Below are 17045 nucleotides of genomic sequence, written 5' to 3'. Positions count from 1 at the left end.
CATCTACGCGCAAAAAAAGACTCCGGACAAACGCCAGGCATCGCTGCCTGGCACCCGTCTGGAGTAATTTCCTCGCTTTTCGTTTCTGTTAAGCCAACTCCGCTTCGATCCGCCGCACGGTACCGTTGCGGATCTCTTCGGCCAGCAAACCCTCGATAGCGGAGCCGTCGACGACTTGCTCCGTCCCATCCTGCTTCTGCACCGCCAACCGACGGATTACCGCCGCATCAGAACCGAAGGTGTCTTTCTTCTGCGGATTCCGATATACGACCTCCGTCGTACCCAAGAAGCGGAATGACACTTCACCCCGCTCGTCAAAGAGCCATCCCGGCAGGAGGGGTTGGAGCGTAAGCCGAAGCTTGCCTTCGTGCATGCGGAAGACTCGTTTCCCGGCCATCATCATCATCCACATGCTGAGGAACTCGGCGGTGGATCCGCTGAGCCGAGCGACATAACCGCGACCATGGGTATCCGGATCCGGGTTCACGCTCGTGGCGATAAAGGACGAGTTCTCCAATGTACTGCGGCCATATACGGCCGGATCGAGGAACGGAATCAACGAGGCGCGAAGCTCCGCGAAGAACTCCTCCGTCAAGCCGCTCTTGAGCAGCGCCAGCAAATACTTGTAGCTCATATGCAGGAAGACTGATTCCCGCTCCAGCCACCCCGCTGTAAAGGCGCGAATCCGTCCGATTTCATGGGTTTCCGCATCCAGACTAACCGAGGTTTTGTACATTTGAAGCCGGGTGTCGAACAGGTCGCTGCGGCGGATTTGCTCGTACGTCCGCTTAGCTTCGCCCTGATCCTCTACTGTCTTCAACCAACGGGCTGGACCTTCCAGGAAATGCGGCAGCGGCCGAACGGTAAATTTCTTCACCACCGCCTTGGGCAGGCCGTAACTGCTGATGACCGGCGCGCCTTGAGCATCCGTCACCGGCTCAAATTCCACCGCTTCGAAGGCGAAATACGTTGGCGTCACGCCATCGCCCAGCCGGATGGCTTCCTGAATGCCGCGCTCGATTTGCTCCAACATCCGAGACGCCAGGCTTCCGATCGCACTTAACGGTAGACGGACTTCCGTCCCGCTGATCCCGAAACGAATGGCTTCCCGGTACTTCTCGCGGGCAGCGGCCACCCGGTCCCAATAACCAAATGGCTCCAAACTCCCCGCCAAACGGACTTCCAGCAGGTCGCTCACTTCACCAAGCAAAGCGGCGAGCTCTTCCGGCACAGACACTTCATGGCCATCGTCGCCAGCTTCGGCACAAGCCTCCTGAACGAACCGCAGAAGCCGCTTCAACTCGAACGTCTCACTCATTCCCGAGCCAAACAGTCCAGGCAGTCCATTCATTGCATCGTTCCAGCCTGGTTTATTCGCCTCCATCTCTACGCCCATTCCGAAGGGATCCAGCGTGGCGAACTTGATCAATCCCAGAGACAACAGCTTTACGAACAAGGTGGTGCGATAAATTTCTCCGTTGCCATACCCCGTTTTGAGCCAGTTGGTGCTCTTCAGCGTCAGCCCTTGCTTCGCCATCTTCTCTTCATCATGGACCAACGAGCCGTATTGGCGAACGTGACCGCCGCTCAGTACGTACTTCTCACTGCGCGGCAATACCCGGGCCGGACTGTCGAAGAACGTGTATTCCTGCTCCCCGAACAACAACCGCTCTTTACGATCCGGGAAAATATTCAGATAACTGTCGATCAGGTCCATATTGTAGGTCCAGTGATCCGACCAATAACCTTCGCCGAAGGAAGCTTCGATTTGCTGCTCGGCGAGAGATAACACGCCGGTCAACAGCTCATTTTCCCCAACAAGAAGCTGAGCACCGCGGTTGATGATCAGCGAGATCACCTTTCCCGGGGTAAAAGAACCCAGACAAAGCGCCGCGAGTTCATCCCGGTGATCAACTACCGCCTTCTGCAGGAAGGCAGACAGCTCGTTGGCCCGCTCCGCAGGGACCCGGAACGTCGTCCCTTCAACGCCAAGCGGATTGTAACCATCGGCTTGAATCAGGCTGAAAAACGTGCGGATATTAAACGTCCCCACCCGCGGATTGAAATAGACATCGCTTCGCCGGTTTTGGTTGGCGTCACGGAAGTTGCCGTTGCCCTGTGAATAATATTCCGGGGCGATGGAGAAGAAATTGTAGTCCCGCTCCAGATCTCCGTGTTTACGGGAATACAGATGAACCACAAACCCTTCCCGGCCGTTCTCGAAGATAAACGGATATCCGCCGCGCAGGAAATTGTCCAGATAGCTTTGTCGGCAATAAGCGTCAAACAGCGGCAGGGCTGTCTTCGTAGCGATGTCAGCGGTGAGCTCGTCGGTCAGTTGACCGGCTTCCGCATTTTTACGGGCGATGTAGTCTGGGCTGGCGATGTCAGCGGCTTTGGTATTCAGCCGTTCGACGCTGTCGATATGCCCGATCAAGGTATAGATGTGCCGGCTTTCTCCTGGGGCCAACTCGGCGGTCAAGGCCGAAAAACCACAAGGGACCTTGTTGGTGCAATACTGCGGCTCTGCGGTTAACGTGGACAGCGGCTGCTCGGCAAAGCGGTCCGGATAAGCCAGCGAAGTATTGTCGCCAAAAATGACGGCAAAGTCGGCGATCGTCTTCAGCAGTTTGCCGTCCTCGCCGAAGGTCAAGCAAAAATGGCCGCTTTGTACCTCGCTCACTTCAGCCTCATCATGCGTGCTGGATCGGACCCGGTAAAACGGAATCCCCTTCTCCAGATTGTCGACCTCCATCCAGCTGCGCAGAAGATTGCCGATCTCCTTATAACCGGCGTTCTCTACCCCGTACGGCAGAATCTCCGGCATGCCATCCAACATTTCCAGTTGCAGCGGTGCCCCGGAAATATTCGTGATCTCCACTTGGCGCACCAAGGCTGCATAATCGTCGTTAGGCATTTGAAAATATCGAACCTTCACCCGAAGCCCCTGTGCTTCGTTGGTTTCCTCAATCGTCAACTCATTCGCTAGAATATGCATGCGGCGAACGGCGGAAGGGTCGGGGAAGGCGCTTTGGAAGGGCTCGTAGATCCCCGTTTTTCCAGCGGCCTTGATGAACGTCCGGAAGCCCTTCATCGCTACCGATTGGTACGTAATGCTCGCCGGGGAGAATTCCATGATCGGGCTGTTTTTATCCCGGATCCCGAAACTGCAAACCGCCTGTCCCCGGTTGACGTAAAATGTCCACATCGGAATCCCCTTCAGGCCGGCAAGTCCGGGGAGGAAGCTCGAGAACGGCTTCGCCCGGTCAAATTGTTCAATGACGAACGCATTTTCCTCAAAAGCATATTTAGGCATAGGGCGTATCCCTCCGTTAAGTAAAATTAGGTTTAAGCTTGGATGATGTACGTTGCGATCGAATGGGCCGGCAGCGTTTCGCTGGCGGCTTCGCCGCCCAGTTCTAAAGCAAACGGCTGCGCTTCATCGCTTTCGTTCTGCACAACCACCGCGAAGCTGCCGTCCGGATTGCGGAACGCCGTAGCCAGCAGGGATGGAATTTCAGTATCCATTCCGATGCGAACAGCCCCAGGTTGGATATATTTACTGAAATGGCCAATGTAGTAATAAGAACTGTTGTAATGAACCGTATCGGCCTTCGTATCGGCGATAATCGGCGCGTCGCATAGGTTGCCCACATGGTTCGGGCCTCCCGTTTCGTCAAGCACTAGGTTCCAATCCAGGAAGCCTTCGTTCCAATTGTTTAGGTCACCGATGATATTGCGGCCATAACGTTCGCCGGTAAACCATGCGCCAAGCTTCACGCCGCCTTCCTGACAGCCTTCCGTAAACAGGAGGTGCTTGTCGGGGAACAGTTCATGCACTTTGCCAACGTTCTCGAACGCTTCGCTGACATACCAGTGAAAGCCGGTTCCCCAAACGTATTGGGCCGCCTCGGGATCGCTCAGGACGGCGGAGGCGCGCTCGATCATAATATCCCGGTTGTGGTCCCAGATCAGGATGTTGACGTCTGCCAGCCCTTCCTGATGCATCGTCGGCCCCAGGTGATCGCGAACGAAATCGCGCTCTTCCTCGCCGCTGTAAATACAGGAATCCCAGGTTTGCACCGCCGCCGGTTCATTCTGTACCGAGATCCCCCAGATGGGAATTCCCGCTTCGCGGTAAGCTTTAATGAACTTCGTATAGTATTTCGACCAAGCCTCGCGGTATTCCGGCTTTAGCTGGCCGCCGTGGTTCATGTCCCCGTTCGTCTTCATCCAGGCCGGCGGGCTCCAAGGAGAGGCTAGCATGGTGATGTCCTTCCCAGCCGTTTTCGCCGCATCATGAATCAGCGGAATCACCCACTTGTGATCACGGGAGATATCGAACGTCTTCAGCTCAACATCGCCGTCTTCGATGTACGTGTAGTTTTCGAGTGCGAAGTCGCAGCTATGGATGTGCACGCGACCTAAGGTATACCCCAGCCCCTCTTGCGGATCGAAATACCGGCGGATGACTTCATCTCGTTTCTGCGGACTGATCCGGGATAACGTATAAGCGGTCGCTTCCGTAAAAGCTCCGCCGAAACCCATCACCGTTTGGAAGGTTTGCTCCGGCAGGACCTTCAACCTCTGCCCCGCTCCGACACCCGCACCGGATTGAACCTCCAGTTCCCCTTGGGGCTGCAGACGGTCAGCAGAATCGCGTGAAGTGAGTACCTTTAACCATTTTGCCATCGTGAATCCTCTCCTTGAGTTTCAAAATTAGCGTCCCTGAAATCGATTACATTTCATAAAGGAACAGTGTCGGCGGAATGAGCTGAGCCATCAACTTTCGAAGTATGACGGGCATCGAAACCGGTTTCGATATCTTGTAAAAAAATAGAGGCAAGCCAGCTACAGCGATCGGCAAGACTCTCGAACGACCAGCTCCACCGGGATAACGCCCTTTTGCACGTCTTCCCCGCCTTCTATCGAATAGATTAACATGTCAGCCGCCCTGCTGCCAAGTACATATGTATTTTGTCGTACCGTCGTTAAGGCCGGCGTTAAAAATTTCGCCATTTCAATGTCGTCGAAGCCGACCAACGAGATGTCCTCAGGAACGCGTAGTCCATGCCGTTTCATCGCCATCATGGCCCCGACCGCTAAATTATCGCCGGCCGCAAATACAGCCGTTGGCCGTTCGTCCGCTTTCAAGAGTTCTTCCATCGCTCTGCTGCCGCTCTCTATGGTGTAATCGTAGCTCCCTTGCACGACATGCTGCGGGTTGATCGTGAGTCCTAGCTCCTCCATCGCCTGTATATAGCCGTTTAACCGCTGTTCTCCGGCGAACGTTGGACCGCCGCCGATATGTGCGATTTTCCGGTGGCCGATGGAATGCAAATAGGATACAGCCTTCCGCACACCTTCCGCATTATCCGAGTACACGGTACTCTTGACGGTAGACTTCTGATCTAGCAGTACGCATGGGATTTTAGACTCCAGCAGCTCTTGGAAATAGGGATCGGATGCATCCGGCAAGACCACCACCACACCGTCGATGCCACGGATCTTGCAATGCTCCAGATAGCCACTTCGCTTGCCGCCGATATCCTTGGAAATAAACATCAAGTCATAACCCTTGGAGGTGGCAACTTGCTTGAAGCCCTCGATGACGCCGCCGAAATAGGGATGCAGGATACCCGCGCCGGAAGGCTCGATAAACAGCACGCCAATCATCCAAGACCGTTTGGTTGTCAGCGAACGCGCGTGAGCATTCGGCACATAACCAAGTTCATCGGCTGCGTCCAGGATTTTACGGCGCGTCTTCTCACTGACGTCGGAGTATCCGTTAAACACCTTGGATACCGTGGTCGGCGAAAAGCCGGTAAATTGCGCGATATCGTAGATCGTAATCAACATCTCATCTCCTCTGCCCCGGTCCAAGCAAGCGGCTCGTACCAGGATTCACAGGCCATTGTAGCCGCTGGTTTACCGGAAGTCAACCGGATTCTGCAAAGCGCTTGAATAACCGACCCGATGCTTGCGTCAAAAAAATCGCAAGGCCCGGGTGATTTCCCTGAACCTTGCGATTGGAGGTTGCGTTTACAGTGTGCCAACAATCAACTGAACATTTTTATCTTCGCTAAAGGGATACGGATCCAACCCATCGGCCGGAGGATAAACCCAGCTTAACCCGATCTCATACGTTCCAGGTTCGGCTGCATAGGGCTCCCATGCCAGCGTTAAATCACTGCCCGCTGCCAACAGTGCGGCTAAAACGCCTGCTTCACCTGTCAGGTAAGCCGTTCCATTCCCGTCAACGATCCCCGAGGCAACCGGCGCACCGTTATGATAAAGTGTGACCGGTACGTCAGCATACGGAGCTTCACCGTATATGGTAGCCTTCAACGCCAGTCGATACGATGGTTGGATATTCTCACCTTTGGCGCTAAACGCATAAGTCAGTTGTTCCTCTGGAGCCAGATTTACCGATGACTCTCCGCCCGTAAAGCCGATCGTCGGCTTTTCGGACACCTTAAACTGGAACGATTGTTTGCCTAATGAAACCAGAGTATCCCCCTCACTTTGGAAAGCCTCTGCGGTAACGGTATAATTGCCGATTTGCCCCCAGTTAGCCGATATAACGGCCGGCCAACCGTCGCCTAAGGCTCCAATGCCGTAACCCGCATCCTCCTCGGAAGGAAGCCACGCCTCTCCACAGCTCGCCGCCGTCGACGTTCCGCATGCCTCTAGGTTCAGCTCGGTCGGCGGCAACGAATCATATTCGAAGTCGTAACCGATCGCGGCATATACCGCCTCCGGCACATTCGAGCTAAGCGTTACTTTGACCTTAAGCTTGTCCGACTTCGGCTCCACTCCCTCTTTTAGCGTCAGGCCGAAAGCCAAGGTGTGCTGTACACCCAACGGTACGGACGTTTCATCGGCGTACCGCCAGTTCAAAGTAAACGATGCCGGGGGTTCCGGATTTGGATTTGGATTCGGATTTGGATTTGGATTCGATGGCGCTGAAGTCCCGCCGCTCGGCGCCGTCGGTACTGCAGGCGCCGGAGACGGAGGAGTGGAACCCCCTCGCTGGATCTTTTCTTGCTCCAGCTTCCGCTTATCGGCCAAGAATTGTTCCCGATCCTGCGGTGGGAGTTGATTCGTGAATTGCTCCTGTGCCCTGGCACGGGCTTCCTCTTGTGCCTTCCGGTTCTCCTCCTGCAGCTTTGCTTGTTGCTCTAGAATGCGTTGAATCAGTGCCTGGTGCGCATTCTTTAGCTCCAGTTGCTGTCGATTCAATTCCTCCTGCTTTTCCTTGAGCAGTTGTTCCATTTTCGCGAGTTCTGGATTTACCCCAGCCGTTGGATCCAGCGGTTGAACCTTGTCCAAATCGATTTTCCCGTTCCCTCCCAGGGAGCGGTTGGCCTCGTCAATCAACTGCTGCACTTGCCCGGAAGACAGCTTTTGTTGTTTTACGGCTTCTTGCGCCAGGTTCCCGACCAGGTTGGACAAATTCTGGCTTATCTTGTTGAGATCAGCTAACTGCTGCGCGAGATTCGGGTTTGCAGGCTGCTTAGGCGTATTCGCCTGTTCTTCAAAACTCTTTTTCGTTTGCTCGTTTTCCTGCTGAATTTTCTCAGCGTTTTTGAGCAGGCTTTCGATGACTCCGGGCGGCGCGTTTTGGATCAGGCGGGTCGGATCGACCACACTGGGTCCGCCGGGTTCACTGCCCCCAAGATAGATTTGCTGCGCTGGATAGATGATGATTGGAGGCTGCTGGTTAAGAGATCCCCCAGAAGCAGGTCTTGAACTACCTGTGCTCACCGCCCCCGCAACCACGCTTAAGCTGCTCGCTCCCGTGACCGGGTCCGTTACAACCAGAAAGTGAGTTCCTTTTACGTCCAAGGTATGATTCCCGTTCACCACCTGGAACGTATCCGGCTTCCCGTGCAAGTCGGTCACGGCAAAATAGGCCATACCGGAAAGCATCGTCAGCTTTGTTGTTTTCCCCTGCGGTCCGCCGGCCAGGCGGCTGATGTCCAGCAAGCTATACTCCCCAAGATTCACTTCATCTCCGGTATCTTTGATCCGCAGCTGCGCGCCGCCTTGACCGACGATGAGCCGATCCCCTTGCTGCAGGGTCATCCCCTCAAACGCATCATACTGTAAGCTTGATCCAGCGGGCTGAACCTTGGCCTCCCCCTGTAAGGCTACAATGACGGCGGTTCGCACGCTGATCTCTGACGCTGCAACCATAGCTGATTGGCCAATGGCCATCCAGATCAGTAACGCAGCGATCCCCCCGCATAGGTTTCTTATCCATTTGTTCATGTCCTTCACCTCCTATTTATCCCTCATGATGGCCAGTCGAGCTTCCGACAGCCAAGTGATTTCCTTATTCAACAAGGCACCGGCATCCCGCAATGGGATATACACTTTGCCGCCGCTGACATAAGGAGCGGCAGCCAAAGTGAACTGTGATACCTCTCCCGTCGAGCTGTCGGTAACCGTCACTTCAGAATTTCCGGTACTTAAAGATAAGGATCGCCCCTCTCCTTGGATGACAATGCCCCCCGCTGAATTTAAGGCGATAGTGTAACCTGCGGCCTCCGCGAGAAGACGAAGGGGAACATCCAATCGACCTTGCTTGAGAATGAGTTGCTCCTCCCTTGCCAACCAGCGTTGCTCGAACAATAATGCCGGTCCCTTAAAGTCCACAGCTGAATCTGGTAACCGATAGGGATGCAGCATACGGACTTGCCGATTCATCGCGTCAGCTACCCAAACTTCACCGGTATCCCCATCAACCACAACATCCACCGGCAATGAAAGGTGCGCGTTAGCCTCCGTATGCCCCGTGTTGCCCGGCGCTCCATCCCGGTTGCCGACCAGCGTCGAGACTGTCTGATGTTGAAGCAACCGGATCGCATGATTCAAGGAGTCGGCGATCAGCAACCCTTCTTTCGTCCAGGCGAGACCGGCTGGCCCATTAAACCGCGCTGCCGCCGCATCGCCATCCTGATAACCACCAGCTGCCAGCAGAGCCTGCTCCGATGCCGAATTCATTGATTCGGGCACTTTACCGGCCACCGTCGTTACCGTCTTCGTTGTAAAATCGATATAGCGAATGAGATGATTCCCGCGATCGCTGACATACAGATTCCCTTGATCATCTAGGGCCAATCCGGACGGTTCGTTAAACCGTGCCTGCGTCAAACGGCCGTCAAGGTAATCCCCTGCAAGAACGACGAGTCCCGGATACACCTCGACGACGCGTTCCGAAGTTGCGTTCAGCGTGGTGACCTCACCGTCCGGGGTGATTCTGCGTATGGCATGATTCAGCGTATCCGCCACGTAAACCGTCCCGTCTCCGGTGACCGCGATATCCTGAGGCGAGTGAAACCGGGCTTTATCCCCTTTGCCGTCTCGAAACCCTAAGATACCGTCACCGACCAGGGTATGCACCTGCCCGTCCGAGGTGATCTTTCGAATGGCATGATTGCCCGCATCTGCAACATAGATATTCCCGGATGCGTCCATTGCCAGCCCTGATGGAGCCCGGAACGCAGATTCCCCTAATGGACCGTCAAGGAATCCGCCGATCGGTTCATTCCATTCATCCAGCTTTGCCGGGAAAGGAAGACCCGCAAAAGTGCTCACGACCCCGTCTTTGATTTGCCGGATCACCTGATTGGCCGTATCGGCCACCAATAAACTTCCGTCAGGTAATCGCAGAAGACCTCCGGGAGTTCGAAAATCAGCCTCCCCCAATGCTCCTTCCGTCCACCCTGCTTGTCCTGTCCCGGCATAAACGTCCACCTGCAGCAAAGGTCTGCCGGCATCGTTGACAAGTCCGCCGGACCAAGCCGCCGAAGCTGGCGTTTGTACAGCGACAACACCACTCAACCCGAGAAGGGCTGCCAGCAGCAACCTCCCTTTAAGTTTCATGTACCTTTTATTTTGCAATCGACTCTCCCCTTATCCTTTAGTTCCTGAACAGCCCGACAAATTCTCCAACAACCAACTATGATATTTATCACACAGTTATAATATCGGAAATTTCTTCCTCTGTATAATCTTTTTCAGTCGAATTCCGAGGTTTTTTTTGGGGCACACTTTTGGAGATTCGCAATTTCCAGGAAAGGAGACCGTTCGTCATGGACGTATTAGATGACAGAACCTCTGCCGACTTCGAATATGAGCGGTACGAGCTGCTTAAGGAGTATCGCCCCGAGAACGACATCCCCAGCGATGATCTGCTGCCTCACGATACACGGGTCGCTCAAGGAATCAGTGAGGAAGAGACCGCGGCAGTAGGACAAGAGGCTCCGCTTCCCGATGTGCCGGATGCGGACGCGATCCAGAAAGACAGCCCCATTGATCCTGTCGCTCCCGATCCGGATGTCATGCACGGTACCGATTTGCTCAACGGTTTTGACGGTGACGAAACCGAATAGATCCTTACGAAAAAAAGAAGCCTCCCGCGCCCGATTGCGCGGAAGGCTTTTCAAATTGAAAACCATTAGTCCTTATACACTTTAAACTTACCAACCAGGGTTTGCAGTTGCTCAGCCAGCCGGCTTAAATCGGCCGAGGACGAAGCGATCTCTTCCACGGAAGCAAGCTGTTCCTCCGCTGCGGCCGATATCGTTTGCGTGTTGCCGGCCGTCTCCTCGGAGAGCTGGCGAATTCGTTCGATCGCCTCTCGTGCCGTTCCGGTTTCTTCCGTCACTTCCTGCATGGTCCCGGCAGCCGTTTCAATCGCACCCGCCGCTTCCACGACCGAACGGCTAATGGCAACAAACGATTGACCGGATAAATCAACGGCCTCCCTACCTTCCGACACTTTGGACTGAACGTCTTCCATCGTGGTCGCCGCCCGATTCATTTCTCCCCGGATCTGAGCGATTAAATCGCGGATTTGGTCTGCGGATTGCCCAGAGCCCTCGGCCAGCTTCCGAATCTCGCCGGCAACTACCGCGAATCCGCGCCCTTCCTCGCCGGCTCGGGACGCCTCGATCGCCGCGTTCAACGACAACATGTTCGTCTTCTGAGCGACCCCTGCCATCAATGCGGCAATGCCGCCGATTTGCTCTGCACGCTGATGCAGCGAACGGATCACGGATGCCAACTCCGCAACCGTCTCTTCGACACCGCGGATCTTCTCTTCAGCGCCAGCCACCAGCTCTGTACCTTGCTGGGCGGAGTCCGCCGTCCCCGACATCGTCCGGGTAATGAGCTGCATGTTGCCGGAAACGTATTCCACTTGCCGGGCCATCGCATCCACGCTGGCTGCACCGCTTTCCACACTGTTCAGCTGCTGCTCGCTACCGACAGCAACATCCTGGATGGCCACCGTCACGTGTTCGATCGCTTTCGTCGTCTGTTCGGATCCGGCGGATAGCTGCTCGGCCGATGCCGAGACATTCTCGGTCATTTCTCGAACCCCTTCGATCATCACTCGCAAATTATCGACCATCAGCTGGAAATTAGCGGCCAGTTCGCCGATTTCATCGCGCTTGAAGCCATCCAGCTTCTCCGTTAGATCGCCTTGACCGAGGATCGCGGTAGCTCGCTTTAATCTGCGGATCGGAACGAGGATCGAACGGATATTAAAGATGATTAGAATGGCTCCTCCAGCTATCGACAGCAATACAACAAAGATCGCGGTATTGCGGATTTTCACCGTTTCGCGCGACACCTCGCTTTGACTCATCGTCCCACCGATCCGCCAACCGGTTAATTCATTCTTGTGGATCGCCATCTTATATTTCTGGCCGTTCATGTCGTAGTCAAACGTTCCTCCGTCCTCCGCAAACATCTGGGACACGTAACTGTCTTTCGCCTCTTCGCCGACGCCGCCTGCCGGATTTACGACCGTCTTCTTGGTATTGTCGAGAATCAGGATATATCCCTCTTCTCCCACTTTCATGTTCGTCATTTTCGAAATGCCGGATAAGTTCAAGTCGAGGGCAATGACTCCCTTTCCATCCTTAAGTATCTTAGAAATGGAAACGACCGGACTTCCGTCAACGGACAAATAAACCGGGGAAACGACCGCATTGGGGGTCTTCAGCGCCTGCACATACCAATCCCGTACTCTCGGGTCGAAGTCAGGCGGCAGTTCCTGGTCCACCCCAAGCAATGTTCCCCCTTTACTTGTGCCGACATAAATATTTAACACATCCTTATGTAAGGCCAGGTATTGATTCAGTCGGTTTTTCACCGCCGTTCCCCCCGACGCTAACTCCGCATCGACTGTAGGCGTGTCCAATTGGCCGGCAAAATAATCCAGATCGGACGTCATGTTCTCAAAATTGCTTGTAATCACCGTATCTGCGGTGTCCACACTCTCTTGCGCACTGGACATCAGTTCCGCTTCAATCCCGTTGCTCGCCGTCAAATAGGTCGTACCGGCGATAATCAGGCTGGGAATCAGCAAAACAGCGGCAAACGAAAAAATAAGCTTTTGACGAATGGAAAATGAAAATTTACGAAGCATGATAGTCCTCCCCAATAATGTTTACCCTCACGGAAAACGGTAGATGCCTTTTTGAATCGTCTCTTCATAAAACAGGTCTGCGGCACGATACACTCGGTTTCGGCCCGCTTCCTTCGCTTGATAGAGCGCCTGATCCGCCTTGACGATCAGCTCCTCCTCATGTTCGTTGGGGTACGTCGCACTCCCCGCCGAAATGGTCAGCCTAAGCTCGCCTCCATCCGGTAGAAGGAAAACGTGGTTCTCCACGTTACTGCGCAAGCGCTCGGCAATCATCTTGATCTGTTCGGCATCGCAACGATCGACCAGGATCACGAACTCCTCTCCGCCCTTACGAGCAATGTGATCGCCTGGCCGGAACGTTTCCCTCATGACATCGGCGATCTGCAGCAGGACCGCGTCACCTGCCAGGTGGCCGTACCTATCGTTAACCTGCTTGAAATGGTCGATGTCGACGAAGAGCAAAGTGAACGGAATTTTGTCGCGCTGAGCGGCGGCGATCTTATGCTCCATTTTCACTTCGAACGCGCGAGAATTGTATAGACTGGTCAAAAAATCGCGGTTCGCCGCTTCCCTCATCATGCGTATGGAATCGTCCTTATTGCGCAAATAACGAAGCATGGAAAACGTAAACATCCCAGCAAGTATGAACAGAGGAAAATAGAGCCCAATCGCCTTGAATGGAAGTCCATTGCTTAGAATCGAAATTACGATCACGGTACTCGAAGCGCTTAGAGCTAAAGTGAGGATCAGGCGCTCCATCGTCGTTTTCCGCCCGCGCAGGAACATGAGTCCGATCAGAAACGTCACGGGCGCATTGATCGCGGCAATCACGGAATGCATCCCGAAACCATACAGGAACAGCAAACGGTAGATCGCGATAAATAAGGTGGTGATGACGCCCGAAATCCCCCCTCCCATGTAGACAGAAATCAAGATTGGCAGTTGTCTGAAATCGGCCACGGCATGCCCGGAGATAGGGAAGTTGTAATACATCAGCACCACGCCCAGCAATCCCAGCGAGCTGCCCAGAAGAATTCGAATACACAGCGCCGTCTCCAGGCGGTCGGGCATTTTGTTCTTGATCATATATCCAAAAAAGATCACCGTCGTTAGCAGCGTAAAATTGTTGAATAAGCTTTGCAGCATCGAATGTCCCTCTCTGATGTATGGTGCAATGGTAAGTAGTGCTAGCATAACATATTAGAAGGGCAAAAATAAGATATTTTTGCTAATTTTCGATTATATTCGACATATTGTGACATCTTATGTCGAACGTCCTGTCGAATCGATTTCTCTACCCTTCCCAACGTGATATAATGGCGTCAGATTCATGAAAGGGTGACGGTGATGGACAGCGCGGCTGCGTTCCAAGGAGAGGAGCCTGTACGGGTATGCCTATTGGCGGGAAAAATCATGCTGCAAAGCGGTGCGGAAACGTACCGTGTGGAAGATACGATGACCCGAATGGCCGATGCGCTGGGGCTCTCCGGCTCGCATAGTTATGTGACGCCGACGGGGATCGTCTTTCAATCGGGCGAGGCGGAATCAGCCAAGTTGATCCGTATCGTGGAGCGGACAACCGATCTGCAGAAGGTATCCGCGGTGAACGATATTTCCCGGAAGCTGGGCAGCGGAAATTTGACGACCGCCGAGGCGTATGCCTTGCTGCTCGGGATCGAGACGGTGAAGCACGCTTATCCGATGCCGCTGCAAATCGCGGCTGCAGCCTTGTCGAGCGGCTGCTTCACGCTGATGTTCCGCGGGTCATTAACCGATTTTTTGCCCGGCTTGATGTGCGGCGGCTTGGGGTTTGCCGCATACTTGCTTTTCCACCGGCTGGTGAAGGTGAAATTCTTCGCTGAATTTACTGCGGCGCTGCTGATCGGGCTGCTCGCTTTAGGTTTCGTGCAAATCAGCTTGGGCCGGGAGCTGGATAAGATCATTATCGGTTCCGTGATGCCCCTGGTGCCGGGTCTTCTGATTACGAATGCGGTCAGGGACTTGATGGCAGGTCATCTCGTATCCGGGTTGTCGCGCGGGGCGGAAGCCTTTCTCACCGCCTTTGCCATCGGAGCCGGGATCGCCGTCGTATTTACCGTGATATAACTAGAGCCAGAAGGAGACGAAGCGATCCCATGTATCTATTCGTTCATCTGCTTGCCAGCTTCATTGCTTCAGGAGCCTTTGGCATCCTCTTTAATGCCCCGAAACGTACGTTGCTTCAATGCGGCCTGTCCGGTATGGTCGGCTGGATGGTCTACATCCTGCTGGAGTCGCAGATGGGAGGCGTATTTGCGACCGTTGCTGCGACTTTTCTGGTTGGTGCCCTAAGCCAGCTGTTTGCCCGGATCTACAAGAAACCCGTCATTATCTTTAGTGTGGCCGGCATCATTCCATTGGTCCCCGGCGGTCTGGCGTATGACGCCATGCGTCGATTCGTGGAGAACCAATACGACTTAGCTGTCGAGCTCGCCGCTAAAGCTTTTCTTCTATCCGGTTCGATCGCAATCGGTCTCGTTTTGTCCGAAGTGCTGGGCCAGCTCCTGATTCGTCGTGTTCCGCGGCGGCGTCTACGCAGGCGGGCGGACAAATAAGAAATCGGCGCCGACCGCTTAATGCGGCAGCGCCGATTTCATCCAGAACGAGTTCATATATACAAGCTCAAATCCGCATTTCAACATGTTCCCATGGCTGGCCGTAGCAAACTCGACATCGGTATAAACCCGATTCAGTCCTCGTTCCGACGCCATTCGCAGCCGGTGATGGATCAATGCCGTTTGCACGCCTCTGCTCCGATGATCCGGGAAGGTAAAGTCGTTGACTAAATACCCGGTATCGCCGCGAATAAATAAAGATCCCATCCCTGCAGGCTCTCCGCCGACGCAGGCGACGAAATTCTGAAAATCGTCTCGGTAAAAATAGCGACTTTTCGACTGTACCCTTACCTCATCCAGCTCGGTACCATCACCGCCACGCGACAGCTCAATCAATCGGATAAAAGAAACAGCCTCGTGCTCGTCAGAGACGCGGGAGATTTCGATTTCTGCGCGGGAGGGCGGCCTTCCCGTTTGACCTACCTCCAAGTCTTCCCCAAAGCGTTCATGCTTGAGAAAAGCGAGCTGCAGCCTCGGTATGAACCCCTGCATTGCCAAAGCCTCCGCCACCTCGCTGGTTTGCCGGTCCGGGCTCATATCAAAGCATGGGTCGATGCCTGCTGCCGCATAATGTTCGAGGATTGCGGATAGCCGCTCCAAATCCGACGGTCCAAAGCCGATCACCCGATTATAATAGCTCGACTGCGGGGACAGCTCGTCCGTCAGCAGCGTCGTCTCACCGGTTTGTGTTACCGTCAGGCGGGATTCCGCCAAATACAAGGAACGCTCATGATTGAATTGAGTCAGTTCCCTCTCCAGGTTAATCATCCGCTCCACATCCCCAAGGACGAGATGATCTTGCTTTGAGGTTTTTTTCATGGCTTTCGCTCCTTTTCTGTACTTCATTCAATGATTGTATCTTCACGAGTCTCGCTTCATCCTGTTATGCATTGTAACACACCTGGTTGCTTCGGCATTTTGCGTCTTCAATGCTTCGGCGGACGTGATATAATAACAAGCGACTGCCTGCCTGCGGGTATCCATATATGCGAATGAGAAAGAAGTGAACAACAAGAGATGATCGGCGATATTATTTTGGACGTCGTTTTGCCCATTTTTGTTTTGATTGGACTAGGCGCACTCATGCAGCGCGCCTTTAAGCTTGATTTGTACACACTGGCCAAGATCAATTTCTACTTCGTGACGCCCGCGGTCGTATTCGTCAGCATGTACGAATCGGAAATGTCGGCGGAACTGCTGGGCAGCGTTACGGGATTTTACGTTTTGTACGTCCTGCTGCTCTATGGGGTCAGCTTGTTCGTCAGCCGGCGCCTGAAGTTTGGACCGGGCATGCGGGCCGCCTTCACCAACAGTCTGATCCTCGACAACTCCGGCAATTATGGACTGCCGATCAATCAATTAGCCTTTAAGGGAGATCCGTTGGCCGCCTCGGTTCAAGCGCTGGTCATGACCTTTCAGAGCTTAGTCACGTTCACTTACGGAGTGATGTCCGTTTCGCGGGCTAAATCCGGCGGCACGCTGAAAGCTGCCCTGATCGGATTTCTGAAGATGCCCGTGCCTTACGCCTTGGTGTTAGGGATGGCGCTGCACATGCTCAAGTGGCCGCTTCCTTATTTCGTAGCAAAACCGCTAGGTTATATCGCCGACTCGATGGTCGCCATCGCTTTGCTGACGCTAGGCGCTCAAATCATCAAATATCCACTGCGTCTCGACCGAATCGATGTTTACGTCAGCGTAGCCCTGCGCCTGCTGATCGGACCGGCCATCGGGTTCGCGTTGGTCTGGGCGCTTGGCCTTAAGGGAATCCCAGCTCAAGCCCTGCTGATCGCTTCCGGCATGCCTACCGGCGTGAACAGCACGATTCTTGCTGAAGAATACGACAATGAACCGGATTTCGCCTCGCAAACCGTACTGATCTCCACGCTGCTAAACATTATCACGATGACAGCCCTGATCTCCATATCCCAATACGTTGGATAACACCA

At 54.2% G+C, this 17045-nt stretch carries 12 protein-coding genes; 4 read left to right on the top strand and 8 right to left on the bottom strand.

All coding sequences use genetic code 11. The annotated features are described in order from the left end of the window. Positions 1 to 88 precede the first annotated feature (88 nt). The 5 genes from IM700_RS01425 to IM700_RS01405 form a co-directional block, all read right to left on the bottom strand. Positions 89 to 3316, bottom strand: coding sequence for a cellobiose phosphorylase (locus IM700_RS01425; RefSeq protein ID WP_193415579.1), 3228 nt, complete (start codon positions 3314 to 3316; stop codon positions 89 to 91). 32 nt (positions 3317 to 3348) lie between these two features. Continuing rightward, positions 3349 to 4692 (bottom strand): glycoside hydrolase family 30 protein, encoded by a 1344-nt coding sequence (locus IM700_RS01420; protein WP_193415580.1) that lies wholly within the window; start codon positions 4690 to 4692, stop codon positions 3349 to 3351. 159 nt (positions 4693 to 4851) lie between these two features. After that, complete coding sequence (locus IM700_RS01415) at positions 4852 to 5856, bottom strand: LacI family DNA-binding transcriptional regulator (protein ID WP_193415848.1); 1005 nt, start codon at positions 5854 to 5856, stop codon at positions 4852 to 4854. A 186-nt stretch (positions 5857 to 6042) separates the two neighbouring features. Then, positions 6043 to 8274 (bottom strand): FecR domain-containing protein, encoded by a 2232-nt coding sequence (locus IM700_RS01410; protein WP_193415581.1) that lies wholly within the window; start codon positions 8272 to 8274, stop codon positions 6043 to 6045. Between the two features lie 12 nt (positions 8275 to 8286). Then, positions 8287 to 9909: a stalk domain-containing protein gene (locus IM700_RS01405; protein ID WP_193415582.1), complete on the bottom strand. Its 1623-nt coding sequence runs from the start codon at positions 9907 to 9909 to the stop codon at positions 8287 to 8289. Between the two features lie 191 nt (positions 9910 to 10100). Between IM700_RS01405 and IM700_RS01400 the strand changes: the two genes are divergently transcribed. Next, positions 10101 to 10400 carry a hypothetical protein gene (locus IM700_RS01400; RefSeq protein ID WP_193415583.1) on the top strand — a complete coding sequence of 100 codons (300 nt, stop codon included), beginning with the start codon at positions 10101 to 10103 and terminating at the stop codon, positions 10398 to 10400. Positions 10401 to 10465: 65 nt separating this feature from the next. Here the strand turns inward: IM700_RS01400 and IM700_RS01395 are convergent, their stop codons facing one another. Both IM700_RS01395 and IM700_RS01390 read right to left on the bottom strand, forming a co-directional pair. Then, entirely contained in the window at positions 10466 to 12445 is a 1980-nt protein-coding gene (locus tag IM700_RS01395; RefSeq protein ID WP_193415584.1) for a methyl-accepting chemotaxis protein, read from the bottom strand. A gap of 27 nt (positions 12446 to 12472) precedes the next feature. Beyond that, positions 12473 to 13591 carry a GGDEF domain-containing protein gene (locus tag IM700_RS01390; RefSeq protein WP_193415585.1) on the bottom strand — a complete coding sequence of 373 codons (1119 nt, stop codon included), beginning with the start codon at positions 13589 to 13591 and terminating at the stop codon, positions 12473 to 12475. A 201-nt stretch (positions 13592 to 13792) separates the two neighbouring features. Here IM700_RS01390 and IM700_RS01385 point away from each other — a divergent pair, with 201 nt between their 5' ends. After that, entirely contained in the window at positions 13793 to 14551 is a 759-nt protein-coding gene (locus IM700_RS01385) for a threonine/serine exporter family protein (protein WP_193415586.1), read from the top strand. Beyond that, positions 14536 to 15039, top strand: coding sequence for a threonine/serine exporter family protein (locus IM700_RS01380; protein WP_244868530.1), 504 nt, complete (start codon positions 14536 to 14538; stop codon positions 15037 to 15039). Before IM700_RS01385 ends, IM700_RS01380 begins: the two co-directional genes overlap by 16 nt. 18 nt (positions 15040 to 15057) lie before the next feature. Here IM700_RS01380 and IM700_RS01375 read toward each other — a convergent pair whose 3' ends face one another. Further along, entirely contained in the window at positions 15058 to 15918 is an 861-nt protein-coding gene (locus IM700_RS01375) for a GNAT family N-acetyltransferase (protein ID WP_193415587.1), read from the bottom strand. 198 nt (positions 15919 to 16116) lie between these two features. On the opposite strand from IM700_RS01375, the gene IM700_RS01370 reads away from it, so the two are divergent. After that, positions 16117 to 17040: an AEC family transporter gene (locus IM700_RS01370; protein ID WP_155606395.1), complete on the top strand. Its 924-nt coding sequence runs from the start codon at positions 16117 to 16119 to the stop codon at positions 17038 to 17040. The last annotated feature ends 5 nt before the right edge of the window (positions 17041 to 17045 follow it).

The organism is Paenibacillus rhizolycopersici, assembly GCF_014947195.2.
Taxonomy (GTDB): Bacteria; Bacillota; Bacilli; order Paenibacillales; family Paenibacillaceae; genus Fontibacillus; species Fontibacillus rhizolycopersici.
This window is presented reverse-complemented; position numbering and strand designations above follow the sequence as displayed.

Bases quoted from the DNA above. Each gene is read 5' to 3' on its own strand.
- IM700_RS01375 (WP_193415587.1), bottom strand. From the start codon at position 15,918: ATGAAAAAAACCTCAAAGCAAGATCATCTCGTCCTTGGGGATGTGGAG.
- IM700_RS01385 (WP_193415586.1), top strand. From the start codon at position 13,793: ATGGACAGCGCGGCTGCGTTCCAAGGAGAGGAGCCTGTACGGGTATGC.
- IM700_RS01425 (WP_193415579.1), bottom strand. From the start codon at position 3,316: ATGCCTAAATATGCTTTTGAGGAAAATGCGTTCGTCATTGAACAATTT.
- IM700_RS01370 (WP_155606395.1), top strand. From the start codon at position 16,117: ATGATCGGCGATATTATTTTGGACGTCGTTTTGCCCATTTTTGTTTTG.
- IM700_RS01400 (WP_193415583.1), top strand. From the start codon at position 10,101: ATGGACGTATTAGATGACAGAACCTCTGCCGACTTCGAATATGAGCGG.
- IM700_RS01395 (WP_193415584.1), bottom strand. From the start codon at position 12,445: ATGCTTCGTAAATTTTCATTTTCCATTCGTCAAAAGCTTATTTTTTCG.
- IM700_RS01420 (WP_193415580.1), bottom strand. From the start codon at position 4,692: ATGGCAAAATGGTTAAAGGTACTCACTTCACGCGATTCTGCTGACCGT.
- IM700_RS01410 (WP_193415581.1), bottom strand. From the start codon at position 8,274: ATGAACAAATGGATAAGAAACCTATGCGGGGGGATCGCTGCGTTACTG.
- IM700_RS01390 (WP_193415585.1), bottom strand. From the start codon at position 13,591: ATGCTGCAAAGCTTATTCAACAATTTTACGCTGCTAACGACGGTGATC.